The following is a 15,232-nucleotide window of genomic DNA, read 5'->3' on the forward strand; positions in this document are numbered from 1 at the left end:
GCGCGTTCGCTCACGCGTTACGATGAACCTCAGCCGCCGGAAAACGGTGCCCGAGCACATTTCGTCACCGGTTTTTCCGAGACGCTCGGCCATTCCGGCGACCGCCCCGAAATTGACGATCATGGCAACTGCGCGGCCGTTAAGCGAAAGTTGCGGCAAACGGCGGAATGCGCGAAGAAAACAGCACAAGGGGCCTGTCGGAGCGGTTTCGTGACCGTTACAGTCCGGGACCTGGGAGCGCTCCCAGACCGACACCCCTGCCATCGGAGGCTCACATGCACAGTCGCATGTCGAGAGCTGCGACAGCCGCCCTCGTCGCCCTGCTCGTGGTGCTGACCGGCCCGCTGGCCTCGAGCTCGGTGGCCGCGCCCGCGTTCAACTACGCCGAGGCACTGCAGAAGTCCGTCTGGTTCTACGACGCCCAGCGGTCCGGGAAGCTCCCGCAGGACAACCGGGTGAGCTGGCGCGGGGACTCGGCGCTGCGCGACGGTTCCGATGTCGGGCTCGACCTGTCCGGCGGTTTCTACGACGCCGGTGATCACGTCAAGTTCGGGCTGCCGTTCGCGTTCAGCATGTCGATGCTCGCCTGGGGCGCCGTCGAGAACCGCGCCGCCTACGCGAGCTCGGGACAGCTGCAGCACCTGATGGCGAACCTGCGGTGGGGCACCGACTGGATCATCAAGGCGCACCCGTCGCCCAACGTCGTCTACGGGCAGGTCGGCGCGGGCAACCCCGACCACGCCTGGTGGGGCCCGGTCGAGGTCATGCCGATGGCGCGGCCGTCGTACAAGGTGGACGCCTCCTGCCCCGGTTCCGACCTGGCCGGCGAGTACGCCGCCGCGATGGCGTCGGCCTCGATGGTCTTCAAGGACACCGACCCGGCCTACGCGGCCACCCTGCTGACGCACGCCAAGCAGCTCTACTCGTTCGCGGACACCTACCGCGGCAAGTACAGCTCGTGCATCACCGACGCCGCGAGCTTCTACAACTCCTGGAGCGGCTACCAGGACGAGCTGGTGTGGGGTGCGATCTGGCTGCACCGCGCGACCGGTGACGCGACCTACCTGGCCAAGGCCAAGTCCGAGTACACGAAGCTCAGCACCGAGCAGCAGAGCACCGAGCGTTCCTACAAGTGGACCATCGCGTGGGACGACAAGTCGTACGGCGCTTACGTGCTGATGGCCAAGCTGACCGGTGAGCAGACCTACATCACCGACGCCAACCGCTGGCTGGACTACTGGACCACCGGCTACAACGGCAACCGGGTGCGCTACTCCCCCGGTGGCCAGGCCGTGCTCGACAGCTGGGGTTCGCTGCGCTACGCCGCCAACACCGCGTTCGCCGCGCTGGTCTACTCGGACTGGCTGTCCACTCGCGACAGCACGCGGGCCAAGACCTACCACGACTTCGGCGTGCGCCAGGTCAACTACGCCCTCGGCGACAACCCGCGCAACGCGAGCTACGTCGTCGGCTTCGGCGCGAACCCGCCGCGCAACCCGCACCACCGCACCGCGCACGGCGCGTGGGCCGACACCATCCAGGACCCGGTCACCAGCCGGCACGTGCTCTACGGCGCCCTGGTCGGCGGGCCCAGCACGAACAACGACGCCTACACCGACAGCCGCAGCGACTACGTGATGAACGAGGTCGCGCTCGACTACAACGCGGGCTTCACCAGCGCGCTCGCCCGGCTGTACCAGGAGTACGGCGGCACCCCGCTGGCGAACTTCCCGGTGGCCGAGACCCCCGACGGCCCCGAGCTGACCGTGCAGGCGTCGGTGAACCAGGGCGCGGCGCAGTTCACGGAGGTCAAGGCGTTCGTGCTGAACAAGAGCGCTTGGCCGGCCAGGACGTTCAACGGCACGCTGCGCTACTACTTCACGCTCGACGGCGCCACGACGCCGAGCCAGATCAGCGTCACCACGAACTACAACCAGTGCGGTGCCGCGAGCCAGCCCGCGCAGTACCGGGGCGCGGTGTACTACGTCGAGATCCCGTGCACCGGCGTGGCTCCGGCCGGGCAGTCCGCGTACCGCAAGGAGGTCCAGTTCCGGATCACCAGCACCGGCACGTGGGACCCGGCCAACGACTGGTCCTACGTCGGGCTGGGCAGCGGCAACACGGTCGCCCAGACCGACCGGGTGGTGCTGCGCCAGGACGGGCGCACGGTGTGGGGCCAGGAGCCCGGCGGTGCCGTCGACGACGGCGAGGCACCGACCGTCCCGAGTGGACTCATCGCCGCGAACGCCGGCAGCACCAGCGTGACGCTGAGCTGGACCGCCTCGACCGACAACGTGGGCGTCACCGGGTACGAGGTCCTCGACGGCACGACGGTCGTCGGCGCGGTGAGCACCACGAGCCTGCTGCTCACCGGCCTCACGCCGGACACGCCGTACTCGTTCGCGGTGCGGGCTAGGGACGCGGCGGGCAACGTGTCCGCGGCCGGCACGCCGGTCAGCACCAGGACGTTGCCCGGTGTCCGCAGCACCCTGACGGTGCAGCAGAAGGGTTCCGGCACGGCCAGGACGAACCAGATCGGTGCCACGGTCCAGCTCACCAACCGCGGCACCACGGCGGCGAACCTCGCCACGACGACGGCGCGGTACTGGTTCACCGGTGACTCCGCGTCGGCCGGCTACCAGGTGTGGTGCGACTGGGCCCAGATGGGCTGCGCCAACATCAGCCTGCGCGTGGTCAAGCTCGCCACCGCCCGTCCGGGCGCCGACGCCTACGTCGAGGTGTCGTTCCCGTCCGGCAGCCTCGCCCCCGGCGCGGGCACCGGCGAGATCCAGCTGCGGGTGGCGAAGTCCGACTGGTCCGCGTTCGACCAGTCCGACGACCACAGCTACCGGGTGAGCTCCACGCTCACCGACTTCGACCGGGTGACCGCCTACACCGCCGGCGCGCTGGCGTGGGGTGCCGAACCCTGACAGAGCTTCGGTGCGGGGCGTTCTGCGCGCCCAGGCGTTCCGCGCCGATCCCACTTCCGGCCACGGGCCGGTCCCAGCCGCGTCCCCGGCACAGCGTGGTGCCGGGGACGCGCCCCGACGCAGTTCGCCCGTTTTCGAACTGACGGCCGCTGACTCCTACGATGAGCGGCATGACGGAGATTGACAGGCACCGGCGGCCCGGTCCGCGCATCGAGGAAGTCGCGCGACTGGCCGGGGTGTCCAAGTCGACCGTCTCCCGCGTGATCAACGACGAGCCGTACGTGAGCACCAAGGCCCGCGACGCGGTGCACGAGGCGATCAGCCACCTGCGCTACAGCCCGAACCAGGCGGCCAGGACGCTGGCGGGCAGCAGGGCGAGCGCCATCGCGTTGGTCGTCTCCGAACAGGGCAGCCGCGTGCTGGGCGACCCGTTCTTCGCCGGCGTGCTGCGCGGGGTGCACTCCGAGCTCGCCGGGCGGCACGTTCAGCTGCTGCTCATGCTGAGCCAGCCGCAGGACCACGACGACCTCGTCGCCTACCTCACCGGCGGCCACGTCGACGGTGCGCTGCTCGTGAGCCTGCACGGCGACGACCCGCTCCCCCGGCGGCTGCACGAGCTCGGCCTGCCCGTGGTCGTCGGCGGCCGCCCGCTCGGCGAGGCGAGCGTTCCGTTCGTCGACTCGGACAACTTCACCGGCGGCCTGGAGGCGGCCCGGCACCTGGTGTCACTGGGCCGCGGCCGGATCGCGACCGTGACCGGCCCGCGCGACATGGCCGCGGGCCAGGACCGGCTCAGCGGGTGGCGGCGCGGCCTCGGCGAGGCCCAGCTGCCCGCGGACCTGGTGGCGGAAGCGGACTTCACGCCGGAGAGCGGCGCCTCGGCGATGGCCGCGCTGCTCGACCGGGCACCCGACCTCGACGCCGTGTTCGTCGCGGCCGACATCATCGCGGTCGGCGCCCTGCAGGTGCTGCACGCGCGGGGCCGGCGGGTGCCGCAGGACGTGGCGGTGGTGGGGTTCGACGACTCGCTGCTGGCCTCGACCGCGACCCCGCCGCTCACGACGGTCCGCCAGGACGTGGAACAGCTCGGGCGGACGATGACCTGGCGGCTGCTCGGCGCGCTCGCCGGGGAGGACGGGTTGCCGCCGTCGCTGCTGCTGCCGACGTCGCTGGTGCGGCGCGCGAGCGCGTAACCGACGCCGCCGCACCGCCAGCCGCCGCGGTCTGCCACGCGGGGAGCTTTCGCACGCTCCTGGAGGACGAAACCTCCCCGCGTGCGCCTAGCAGCAGCGGGGTCAGGGGTGCGGGTCAGCTGTCGATGGTGAGCCGGTCGGCGTCGGCGAGGCGTTGGCGTGGGCGGCGCGGCAACACGGGACCCACCGTCGAGCGGCCGCACAACGCGCAGCCCGACAACGCATTCGTCGCGGAAACATCCGTGTCCCGGCCGGGTGGGCAGCGTGCGCGTCTGCGTGACCGAACGCTTGCTAGGCCAACCGGTCGCAGGCCCGTTGACGCTGTCCGTACCTGTACCCGCACACAGCGTTAACCCAAACGACACTCTTCCGGGAACGCTCCCAGTTTTCCCAACTGTGACCTCCGCCGAGAACCCGAGGTCACCCCCCTCACCACGGCCGGAACTGCCTGATCCGGGCCGGAGTGTGTCTTGACACACTCTCGACACCAGTACGACACTCCTCGGCACCTGGGAGCGCTCCCAGAATCCGCCCGCCGAGACCAGAGGAGTTCTCCCGTGCGACACCGTTGGGTCAGCGTGCTGATCTGTGCCGCCGTGTCCGCCGCAGCCACGACAGCGTGCGGCTCGGGTGGCGCCACTCAGTCCGCCGATGGCAAGACTGAGCTGACGATCGCCACGTTCAACGAGTTCGGGTACGAGGACCTGTTCAAGGAGTACGAAGCAGCCCACCCGGACGTCAAGATCACGCAGCGGAAGACCGGGCAGGGTCAGCCGCACCACCAGAACCTGTTCACCAAGCTCGGTGCCGGGTCGGGTCTCGCTGACATCGAGGCCGTCGAAGAGGGCTACCTCAGCCAGGTCATGTCGAAGTCGGGGCAGTTCAACGATCTCAAGGAGATCGGTCCGAAGATCGAGGACGGCCGCTGGCTGCAGTGGAAGACCGACGCGGTCACCACCAAGGACGGCAAGCTGATCGGTTACGGCACGGACATCGGCCCGCTGGCGATGTGCTACCGCAAGGACCTGTTCGCGCAGGCCGGGCTGCCGTCCGACCCCGAGGGCGTCAAGGCGCTCTTCGCCACGTGGGACAGCTACTTCGCCGCCGGTGACACGTTCGTCGCCAAGGTTCCCGGTGTGGCGTGGTTCGACAGCGCCGCCCAGGTGTTCAACGCCATGCACAACCAGCACGAGGTCGGCTACTACGACAAGTCCGACAAGCTGGTCGTGGACACCAACCCCGACATCAAGTCGGACTGGACCGCGGTGACCGCCGCTGTCGCGAAGGGACAGTCGGCGCGGCTCGGCGCGTTCAGCAACGAGTGGAACACCGGCTTCAAGCTCGGCAAGTTCGCCACCAAGACGTGCCCGTCGTGGATGCTCGGCGTGGTGGAGTCGCAGGCCGGTCCCGAGAACGCCGGCAAGTGGGCGGTCACCGACGCGTTCCCGAACGGTGGCGGCAACTGGGGTGGCTCGTACCTGAGCGTTCCCAAGCAGAGCAAGAACGCGAAGAAGGCCGCCGAGCTCGCCGCCTGGCTGACCGCGCCGGAGCAGCAGGTCAAGGCGTTCAAGGCCAAGGGCACCTTCCCCAGCCAGGTGAAGGCGCTCGACGCCCCGGAGCTGCTGCAGCAGACCAACGCCTACTTCGGTGACGTGAAGGCCGGCGCGCTGTTCGCCACGCAGGCCAAGAAGGTCAAGGCCGCGCAGTACAAGGGTCCGGCTGACGGCCAGATCCAGGAGACCGTGTTCAGCCCGGCCCTGCAGTCCGTCGAACAGGGCAAGAACGCCGACGAGGCGTGGAAGACCGCCGTCGAAGGCGCCCAGAAGGCGGCCAAGTGACCGCCGTTCTCTCCAAGGTCGACCGCGGGCGAGTCCAGGAGACTCGCCCGCGGGCGCCGCGGCGGCACCGGCTGTCCAAGTTGGACAGCAAGGTCTCGCCGTACCTCTTCGTCGCGCCGTTCTTCGTGCTGTTCGGCGCGGTCGGGCTGTTCCCGTTGCTGTACACGGCGTACGTCTCCCTCTTCGAGTGGGAGGTGGGCGCGGACAACCCGACGTTCATCGGTCTCGACAACTACAAGACGTTGTTCGAGGACGACCAGTTCTGGAACGCGCTGTTCAACACGTTCAGCATCTTCGTGCTCTCCAGCGCCCCGCAGGTCGTCGTCGCGGTCGTGCTCGCGGCGCTGCTCAACGAGAACCTGCGCGCCCGCACCGGCTGGCGGATGGGTGTGCTGCTCCCCTACGTCGCCAGCCTCGTGGCGTTGACGATCATCTTCGGCAACCTGTTCGGGCCGCAGTACGGTCTGGTGAACGACTTCCTCACCCTGGTGGGCATCGGCCCGATCGACTGGCAGGCCTCGACGTTCGGCAGCCACGTCGCCATCGCGTCCATGGTCAACTGGCGGTGGACGGGCTACAACGCGCTGATCGTGCTCGCCGCGATGCAGGCGATCCCGCGTGACGTGTACGAGGCCGCGGTCGTCGACGGCGCCGGGGCGCTGCGGCGGTTCTTCAGCATCACGCTGCCGCTGCTCAAGCCGACGCTGATCTTCGTGATCGTCACCTCGACCATCGGCGGCCTGCAGATCTTCACCGAGCCGAAGCTGTTCGAACCGTCCGGTGGCAGTGGCGGCGGCACGGAGCACCAGTACCAGACGGTCGTGCTCTACCTGTACCAGTCGGCGTTCCAGGGTCTCGACCTCGGGTACGCGTCCGCGATCGCGTGGGTGCTGTTCCTGATCGTGATCAGTGTCGCCGCGCTCAACTTCTTCCTCACCAGGAGGGCGGTGCGATGACGAACCGCAGACCGTCTTTCCTGATCTACGGGCTGCTCGGCGCGTTCGTGCTCGGCTCGGCGTTCCCGTTCTACTGGTCGTACCTGGTCGCGAGCCGCGACAACGCTGTCCTGACCGGTGACTTCACGTTGATCCCCGGCGGCAACTTCTTCACGAACGCCGCCAGGGTGATCGACACGATCCCGTTCTGGAAGGCGCTGGCCAACAGCTTCATCGTGTCCGGGACCGTGACGCTGTCGGTGGTGCTGCTGTCGACGCTGGCCGGTTTCGCCTTCGCCAAGCTGCGGTTCCGCGGTCGCGGGGTGCTGTTCCTGTTCGTGGTGGCGACGCTGGCCGTGCCGACCCAGCTCGGCATCATCCCGCTCTACATGGCGATGGCCGAGTTCGGCTGGGCCGGTGAGCTGGAAGCCGTGATCGTGCCGAACCTCGTCACCGCGTTCGGCGTGTTCTGGATGCGGCAGTACCTCCTCGACGCCATCCCCGACGAACTGGTCGAGGCGGCGCGCATGGACGGCTGCAGCCTGTGGCGCACGTTCTGGCACGTCGCCCTCCCCGCGGCCCGGCCAGCCGCGGCGATGCTGGGCGTGTTCACGTTCATGCAGTCCTGGAACGACTTCCTCTGGCCGCTCGTCGTGCTCAACGCCGACAACCCGACGCTCCAGGTCGCACTGGAGAAGCTGCAGAGCGGCTACTACGTCGACTACTCGCTCGTCCTCGCCGGAACCACGCTCGCGACGATTCCGGTTCTCATCGTGTTCCTCGTGCTCGGGCGGCAGATCGTCGCCGGTGTGATGCAGGGCGCCGTCAAGGGGTGAAAATGGAGAACATTGTTTTCCCGCAGGGTTTTCTGTGGGGAGCCGCGACCGCGGCGTTCCAGGTTGAGGGTGCGACCGCCGTGGACGGCCGCACCGACTCCATCTGGGACGCCTTCTGCCGGGTGCCCGGCAAGGTCGTCGGCGGCGACTGCGGCGAACCCGCCGCCGACCACTACCGGCGGTTCGAGCAGGACGTGGCCATGATGGCCGAGCTCGGCCTCAAGGCCTACCGGTTCTCGATCGCGTGGCCGCGGGTGCGCCCGGACGGCGGCGAGGTGAACCCCAAGGGTCTCGACTTCTACCAGCGGCTCGTGGACACGTTGCTGGCGCACGACATCGTGCCGTGGCCGACGCTCTACCACTGGGACCTGCCGCAGACGCTGGAGGAGTCGGGCGGCTGGACCTCCCGTGACACGGCCTACCGGTTCGCCGACTACGCCGCCGCCACCGTCGAGGCCCTCGGTGACCGCGTGGACACGTGGACGACGCTGAACGAGCCGTGGTGCTCGGCGTTCCTCGGCTACGCGTCCGGCGTGCACGCACCGGGCCGCACCGACCCGAGCGCCGCCGTCGCCGCGGTGCACCACCTGCTGCTCGGCCACGGGCTCGCCGCGGACACCATCCGCGCGACCGTGCCGGACGCGAAGGTCGGCATCACGCTCAACATGTACCCGATCATCCCGGTCGACCCCTCCGACCCGGCCGACCTGGACGTGGCGCGCCGGCTCGACGGGCTGCAGCAGCGGATCTTCCTGGACCCGTTGCTGCGCGGCGAGTACCCCGCGGACATCGTGGCGGACCTCGAACCGTTCGGGTTCAGCGAGCACGTGCGCGACGGCGACCTCGACGTGATCTCCGCGCCGATGGCCATGCTCGGCGTGAACTACTACTCCGAGCACTACGTCAGCGCGTCGCCGAACGGCAGCGACAACGCGCCTTCGCCGTGGGTCGGTGTGCAGCACGCGTCGTTCCCGCGCCGTGACGCTCCCCGCACCGACATGGACTGGGAAGTCCACCCGGACGGTCTCACCGCCGTGCTGCTGCGGCTGCACCACGACTACCCGCGCCTGCCGCTCTACATCACCGAGAACGGTGCCGCGTTCCGCGACGACTTCTCGGTCAACGGCGCGATCGACGACGTCGACCGGACCGGGTTCATCGCCTCGCACCTGCGTGCGGCGCACGCGGCGATCGAGGCGGGCGTCGACCTGCGCGGCTACTTCTGCTGGTCGCTGATGGACAACTTCGAGTGGGCCGAGGGGTACGCGAAGCGGTTCGGCATCGTCCACGTGGACTACGCGACCCAGATCCGCACACCGAAGATGAGTGCGAGGTGGTTCGCCCGAGTGGCCCGCGACAACGCGTTGGTCGCCGTCTCATGACGGAAGGCAGGACTCGGCGCCCCGGCCCGCGCATCGAGGAGGTCGCGCGCGTGGCCGGGGTGTCGAAGTCCACCGTCTCCCGGGTGATCAACGGGGAGAAGTACGTGAGCGAGCGGTCGCGCCAGTCCGTGCACCGCGCGATCGCCCTGCTCGGGTACAGCCCCAACCACGCCGCGCGGACCCTGGCCGGCAGCAAGGCCAACGCGATCGCGCTGGTGATCTCGGAGCAGGGCAGCCGGGTGCTCGCCGACCCGTTCTTCGCCGGTGTGCTGCGCGGGGTGCACGCCGAGCTGGCGGGACGGCACGTCCAGCTGCTGCTGATGATGAACCAGCCGCTGGACGGCCAGGACCAGGTCGCCTACCTCACCGGCGGGCACGTCGACGGCGCGCTCGTCGTGAGCCTGCACGGCGAGGACCCGTTGCCGAGGACGTTGCACGAGGCGGGGCTGCCCATCGTGGTGGGCGGCCGCCCCCTCGCGGGCGGCACCGTCCCGTTCGTCGACTCGGACAACTTCAACGGCTCGCTGGAAGCCGTGCGGCTCCTGGTGTCCCTGGGCCGTGAGAAGGTCGCCACGATCGCGGGCCCGCGGGACATGGCGGTGGGCATGGACCGGCTCAGCGGGTGGCGCTGCGGGCTCGCCGAGCACGGCCTGTCCGTGTCGCTGGTGGTGCACAGCGACTTCACGCCCGAGGCCGGGGCACTCGCGATGGAGGAGCTGCTGCGCAGGGCACCCGACCTCGACGCGGTGTTCGTCGCGGCGGACATCATGGCGCTGGGTGCCCTGCGCGTGCTCCAGGCCCGCGGCTACCGCATCCCCGACGACGTGGCGGTCGTCGGGTTCGACGACTCGGTGCTCGCCTCGACCGCGGTGCCGCCGCTGACCACCGTGCGGCAGGACCTGGAGCAGTTCGGCCGCACCATGACCTGGCGGCTGCTCGCCGAGCTCGCGGGCGAGGAGAAGCTGCCCCTCTCGATGCTGCTGCCCACCTCGCTCGTGCGCAGGGCCAGCGCCTGACGCACTTCCGAACGCGCCGGCCCGAATCGACGCGGACCCATTCGACGCCGAAGTAGTTGCCCCGCGGCCTGAACCCGGGCCGGGACCAGGCCGTACTACGCGGTGTGAGTGGGAGAGAAGAGCGGGGGTTGCAGGATGCGGACCGGCAGGTTCTACGACAGCTCGGGTGACGACGCCCCGGCGCTGCCCGACACGGCGGTGCTGCGGGTGCTGTGGATGACCGCGCAGGGCATGGTGTGGCCGTGGCTGCTGCAGAGCATGTGCCGCGGGGACGCCATCGAGCACGCGCTGCGCGCGGAGCTCATCTGGGCGCCCGTCGGCGAGCACCTCGGCTACCACATCACCGACGCGGGCAGGCGCCGGATCGTGGACTGGTACCAGCGGAACAAGCCCGGCGGCGACGCGGACGACGCCCAGCAGTGGCGTGCCGTGACGTTGCGCTGACGGTCACCGGTGCCCGGCAACCGGGCTTTGCCACGTGTGGCAGAGGAACTCCCGCGGCTCCGCCGAGTCCGCTCCGCCCTTCGGGTGCGTTCGCGTCGAATCGACCGTCGAAAGTGGACTGCCCGGTCATCCACGCTTCCGATGGCTCCGAACGCCGTCTTGACCCTCGGGCGGCAGCCGACGAACCTGGGAGCGCTCCCAGAACTTCCGTCGACGAGGACGTGATGCGCATGGCCAGCCGCCGGCTCCTCCTGGTGACCGTGCTCGTCGCGGCCTGCCTGCCCGCCGTGGCGAGCACCGCCGCCGCGGGCAGACAGGCCGCGGACGCCACCGTCGTGGTCAACGCGAAAGCGGGGCTGGCGACCGTGCCGGACACCGCGCTCGGGGTGAACCACGCGATCTGGGACAGCCAGCTCGGCACCCCGGCGGTCGCCGACCTGCTCGGTGACGCGGGCGTGCGGATGATGCGCTACCCCGGCGGGTCGTACGGCGACATCTACCACTGGAAGGACCACACCGCTCCCGGCGGGTACGTGGCGCCGAACACCGACTTCGACACGTTCATGACCGGCGTGCGCCGCGCTCAGGCCCAGCCGATCGTCATCGCGAACTACGGCACCGGCACGCCGCAGGAAGCCGCCGAGTGGGTGCGCTACGCCAACGTCACCAAGGGCTACGGCGTGAAGTACTGGGAGATCGGCAACGAGCTCTACGGCAACGGCCACTACGGCTCGGGGTGGGAGGCGGACGACCACCCGGACAAGAGCCCGGCCGGGTACGCGCGGGAGACCGTGGCGTTCGCCCAGGCGATGAAGGCGGCCGACCCGACCATCAAGGTCGGCGCCGTGCTGACCACCCCGGCGAACTGGCCGGACGCGATCGTCGCCGAGGGCGACGCCGCGAGCTGGAACCAGACCGTGCTGTCGATCGCGGGCCCGCACGTGGACTTCGTGATCGTGCACTGGTACCCGTCCGGTTCCACGACGGCGCAGACGCTGGCGGCCACGGACCAGATCGCGGACATGACGTACCTGCTGCGCCAGCAGATCACCAGGTACGCCGGGCCGGACCCCGGCCGCCTGGGCATCGCCATGACCGAGCTGAACTCGTCCTACGGCCGCAACACCCAGCCGGGCGCGCTGTTCGCGGCGGAGGCCTACACCTCGTTGCTGGAGAACGGTGTCTTCACCGTCGACTGGTGGAACACCCACAACGGTCCCGGCCGGGCCTCGACCGTGGCCGGTCAGCCGGACTTCGACGACTTCGGGCTGCTCTCCAGCGGTGGCTGCCTGCCCGACGGCGCGTGTGAACCGCCGTTGAACACGCCGTTCGCGCCGTACCACGCGTTGAAGGTCCTCAGCCTCTTCGCACGGCCGGGCGACCAGCTCGTCCGCGCCGGCTCCGACGACGCGTCGGTCAGGGCGCACGCGGTCCGCAGACCGAACGGCGACCTCGCCGTGCTGCTCCTCAACGCCGACCAGGACAACCCGCGCACGGTCACCATCGACTACGCGGGCTACACCCCGGCCGCGGGCGCGCCGACCGTGCACACGTTGACCAACGGCGCGACCGGCGTCGTGACGTCGGCGGACGGCACCGCGACCAGCCGCACCCTGCCGCCGTTCTCGCTCACCACCCTCGTCCTGCACCCGGCCGCGACGGCGCAGCTGCCCGCCGCGCCAGGACGACCGGCGCTCAGCTCGGTCACCGACCGCACGGCCACGATCACCTGGCCGGCCGTGCCCGGTGGCGTGAAGTACGAGGTCCACCGCCAGGTCGGCACCACCAGCGAGCAGTGGGGTGAGACGACCGGCACCTCGTTCACCGTCCCGAACCTGCGCCCCGGCACCCGGTACACGGTCAACGTGCTGGCACGGGACGGTTCCGGCGCCCTGTCGTGGGCCTCTCCCCCACTCACCCTGACCACCGGCAGCCCGGCCACGAGCACGTGCTCGGTCCGCCTGGGCAACGTGAGCGACTGGAGCAGCGGCTTCGTCGGCAGCGTCGACATCACGAACACCGGCACCCGTGCGATCGCCGACTGGACGCTGACCTTCACCTGGCCCACCGCCCTGCAACAGGTGTCGTCGGGCTGGAACGCGACCTGGAGCCAGGCCGGCAGCACGGTCACCGTCGTCGGCACCGGCCGCATCGAACCGGGCGCGACCGTCGGCACCGGCTTCGTCGGCAGCTACACCGGGCCGAACATCCCGCCGACGGCGTTCACGCTGAACGGAACCCTCTGCCGCACAACCTGAGCAACTCCCACTGATCCACAGTGGACCGTCTGGGCACCGACGTGACCGGACGGTCCACTGTGGATGTTGTCGAATATCGACGCACCCTTGACACCGCCGCCCGGCTCACTACGCTCGCCCTCTGGGAGCGCTCCCAGAACGTCACTGCGGCGTTGCTCAAAGGAGAGCAGATGAAGCGGCGGAACAAGATTTCAGGCGCGCTGGTCGCGGCCGTGGTGGCCGTGAGCGGGATGGTCGCCCTCGGCACGGCGAGCCAGGTCACGGCGGCGGCCGCGGGCGGAACGGGCACCGGGTACCTGCACACCAGCGGCAGCAAGATCCTGGACAGCACCGGTGCGACGGTCCGGCTGACCGGCATCAACTGGTTCGGGATGGAGACCGACAACAAGACCTTCCACGGCCTGTGGGCCAGCCGGACGTGGCGCCAGCAGCTCGACCAGATGGCGCAGCTGGGCTACAACACGTTGCGCATCCCGTTCTCCAACGACGCGCTCAAGCCCGACGCCAAGGCCACCGGCATCAACGACTACACCAACCCCGACCTGGTCGGGCTGTCCCCGTTGCAGATCCTCGACAAGGTGATCGACTACGTGGGGCAGAAGGGGATGCGGGTCATCCTCGACCGGCACCGCCCGACCAGCGCCGGCCAGACCGCGCTCTGGTACACCGCCGGTGTCCCGGAGTCGACCTGGATCAACGACTGGAAGATGCTCGCCCAGCGCTACGCGGGCAACAGCACGGTCATCGGCGCCGACCTGCACAACGAGCCGCACGCCGAGGGCACCAACCCGGCCGCGACCGGGTCGTGCTGGGGCTGCGGCGACACCGCCCGCGACTGGCGGCTGGCCGCGGAACGCGCGGGCAACGCGATCCTGGGCGTGCAGCCGAACTGGCTGATCTTCGTCGAGGGCGTCAGCTGCCCGAGCGGCGGGCTGTCGAACGTGTGGGACGGCGACCCGACCAACGACGAGGACTGCGGCTGGTGGGGCGGGAACCTGTCGAAGGCCGGTGAGTTCCCGGTGCGCCTGTCCGTGGCCAACCGGCTGGTGTACTCGCCGCACGAGTACGCGACCTCGGTCTACAACCAGCCGTGGTTCAGCGCGCCCGACTACCCGGCCAACATGCCCGCGATCTGGGACAAGTACTGGGGTTACCTGTACAAGCAGAACATCGCGCCGCTGATGATGGGTGAGTTCGGCACCACGCTGGCCAACCCGGTCGACAAGGTGTGGCTGGAGAACCTCATGGCCTACACCGGGACCGGCGTCAACGGCATGTCGTTCACCTACTGGTCGTGGAACCCCAACTCCGGTGACACCGGCGGCATCGTCGGCGACGACTGGACCACGGTCAACCAGGCGAAGCAGAGCATCCTGCAGCCCTACCTCATCCCGCCGACCGGTGGCGGGACCGGTCCGACGAGCACCACGACCACCCCCGGCCCCGGCACCGGTGCCTGCAGGTCGGCGTGGAAGCTGGACAACTCGTGGCAGGGCGGGTTCCAGGGCGCGCTGACGGTGACCAACACCGGCACCAGCGCGGCCAACCCGTGGAAGGTCACGTTCACGCTGCCCGCGGGGGCCACCATCGTCAACGGCTGGAACGGCACCTTCAGCCAGAGCGGCACCACGGTCACCGTGACCGCGCCGTCGCACAGCACGTCCCTGGCACCGGGAGCGGCCGTGTCGCTCGGTTTCACCGCCAACGGGACGGCGAGCGCACCCTCGGCCGTCACGCTCAACCAGGCGGCCTGCGGCGCATGACAGCATTCGGCCGTGGTGCCCGTGCGGGCACCACGGCCGTATGTCGGTCGGGCGGGTCAGACGGTGGCGGTGGCGCTGGCGCGAGCGGCCAGGCCCTCGATGACGGCGGACAGCTTCTCGGTGACCTCGGGGTCGTCGACCGGGTGCAGCTCGGCGAAGCGGACCACCGAGCCGGGGATCGACAGCGTCAGGTCCTCCGCGACGTCGGCGCCGGCGATCCGGACGGCCTTGCGCGCCTCGTCCTGCGCCCACACGCCGCCGTACTGGCCGAACGCGGTGCCGACGACGGCGACCGGCTTGCCGGACAGGGCGCCGGCGCCGTAGGGGCGCGACAGCCAGTCGATGGCGTTCTTCAGCACCGCGGGGATGGTGCCGTTGTACTCGGGCGAGACCAAGAGCAGCGCGTCGGCGTCACCCGCGGCCTCGCGCAGCTTGACGGCCTGCGCGGGGACGGTGCCCTCGACGTCGATGTCCTCGTTGTAGAACGGCACGGTGTCGAGCCCGTCGAACAGGCTCACCTCGACGTGCTCCGGCGCGATCTGCACCGCAGCCTCCGCGAGCCTGCGGTTGTGCGATCCGGCGCGGAGGCTGCCGACGAGGGTGAGAATGCGGACGGCCATGTGAATGCTCCTGAGTG

The 15,232-nt window shown here is 69.9% G+C and carries 11 protein-coding genes; 10 read left to right on the top strand and 1 reads right to left on the bottom strand.

Annotated features, from left to right (window positions below):
• The first annotated feature begins 287 nt into the window (after window positions 1-287).
• The 10 genes from ADL03_RS21410 (at window position 288) to ADL03_RS21455 (ending at window position 14,595) form a co-directional block, all read left to right on the top strand.
• Entirely contained in the window at window positions 288-2,930 is a 2,643-nt protein-coding gene (locus ADL03_RS21410) for a glycoside hydrolase family 9 protein (protein ID WP_197288527.1), read from the top strand.
• Between the two features lie 170 nt (window positions 2,931-3,100).
• Window positions 3,101-4,123, top strand: coding sequence for a LacI family DNA-binding transcriptional regulator (locus tag ADL03_RS21415; protein WP_197288528.1), 1,023 nt, complete (start codon window positions 3,101-3,103; stop codon window positions 4,121-4,123).
• Between the two features lie 557 nt (window positions 4,124-4,680).
• Window positions 4,681-5,961 carry an ABC transporter substrate-binding protein gene (locus ADL03_RS21420; RefSeq protein WP_082373334.1) on the top strand — a complete coding sequence of 427 codons (1,281 nt, stop codon included), beginning with the start codon at window positions 4,681-4,683 and terminating at the stop codon, window positions 5,959-5,961.
• Window positions 5,958-6,917 carry a carbohydrate ABC transporter permease gene (locus ADL03_RS21425; protein WP_053735298.1) on the top strand — a complete coding sequence of 320 codons (960 nt, stop codon included), beginning with the start codon at window positions 5,958-5,960 and terminating at the stop codon, window positions 6,915-6,917. The genes ADL03_RS21420 and ADL03_RS21425 overlap by 4 nt, the downstream gene beginning before the upstream one ends.
• Window positions 6,914-7,732 (top strand): carbohydrate ABC transporter permease, encoded by an 819-nt coding sequence (locus ADL03_RS21430; protein WP_157529055.1) that lies wholly within the window; start codon window positions 6,914-6,916, stop codon window positions 7,730-7,732. The genes ADL03_RS21425 and ADL03_RS21430 overlap by 4 nt, the downstream gene beginning before the upstream one ends.
• A gap of 2 nt (window positions 7,733-7,734) precedes the next feature.
• Entirely contained in the window at window positions 7,735-9,114 is a 1,380-nt protein-coding gene (locus tag ADL03_RS21435; RefSeq protein ID WP_053735299.1) for a GH1 family beta-glucosidase, read from the top strand.
• On the top strand, window positions 9,111-10,130 hold the full coding sequence (locus ADL03_RS21440; RefSeq protein ID WP_053735300.1) for a LacI family DNA-binding transcriptional regulator: 1,020 nt from the start codon (window positions 9,111-9,113) through the stop codon (window positions 10,128-10,130). The genes ADL03_RS21435 and ADL03_RS21440 overlap by 4 nt, the downstream gene beginning before the upstream one ends.
• Window positions 10,131-10,265: 135 nt before the next feature.
• Complete coding sequence (locus ADL03_RS21445; protein ID WP_053735301.1) at window positions 10,266-10,574, top strand: hypothetical protein; 309 nt, start codon at window positions 10,266-10,268, stop codon at window positions 10,572-10,574.
• A 230-nt stretch (window positions 10,575-10,804) separates the two neighbouring features.
• Window positions 10,805-12,832 (top strand): cellulose binding domain-containing protein, encoded by a 2,028-nt coding sequence (locus ADL03_RS21450; protein ID WP_053735357.1) that lies wholly within the window; start codon window positions 10,805-10,807, stop codon window positions 12,830-12,832.
• Window positions 12,833-13,002: 170 nt separating this feature from the next.
• The gene (locus ADL03_RS21455) at window positions 13,003-14,595 is read left to right on the top strand and encodes a cellulase family glycosylhydrolase (RefSeq protein WP_053735302.1); all 1,593 of its coding nucleotides are present in this window, start codon (window positions 13,003-13,005) and stop codon (window positions 14,593-14,595) included.
• A gap of 56 nt (window positions 14,596-14,651) precedes the next feature.
• Here ADL03_RS21455 and ADL03_RS21460 read toward each other — a convergent pair whose 3' ends face one another.
• Complete coding sequence (locus ADL03_RS21460; RefSeq protein WP_053735303.1) at window positions 14,652-15,215, bottom strand: NADPH-dependent FMN reductase; 564 nt, start codon at window positions 15,213-15,215, stop codon at window positions 14,652-14,654.
• Between the last annotated feature and the right edge of the window lie 17 nt (window positions 15,216-15,232).

The organism is Nocardia sp. NRRL S-836, from assembly GCF_001279525.1.
In the GTDB taxonomy this organism is placed as follows: domain Bacteria; phylum Actinomycetota; class Actinomycetes; order Mycobacteriales; family Pseudonocardiaceae; genus Lentzea.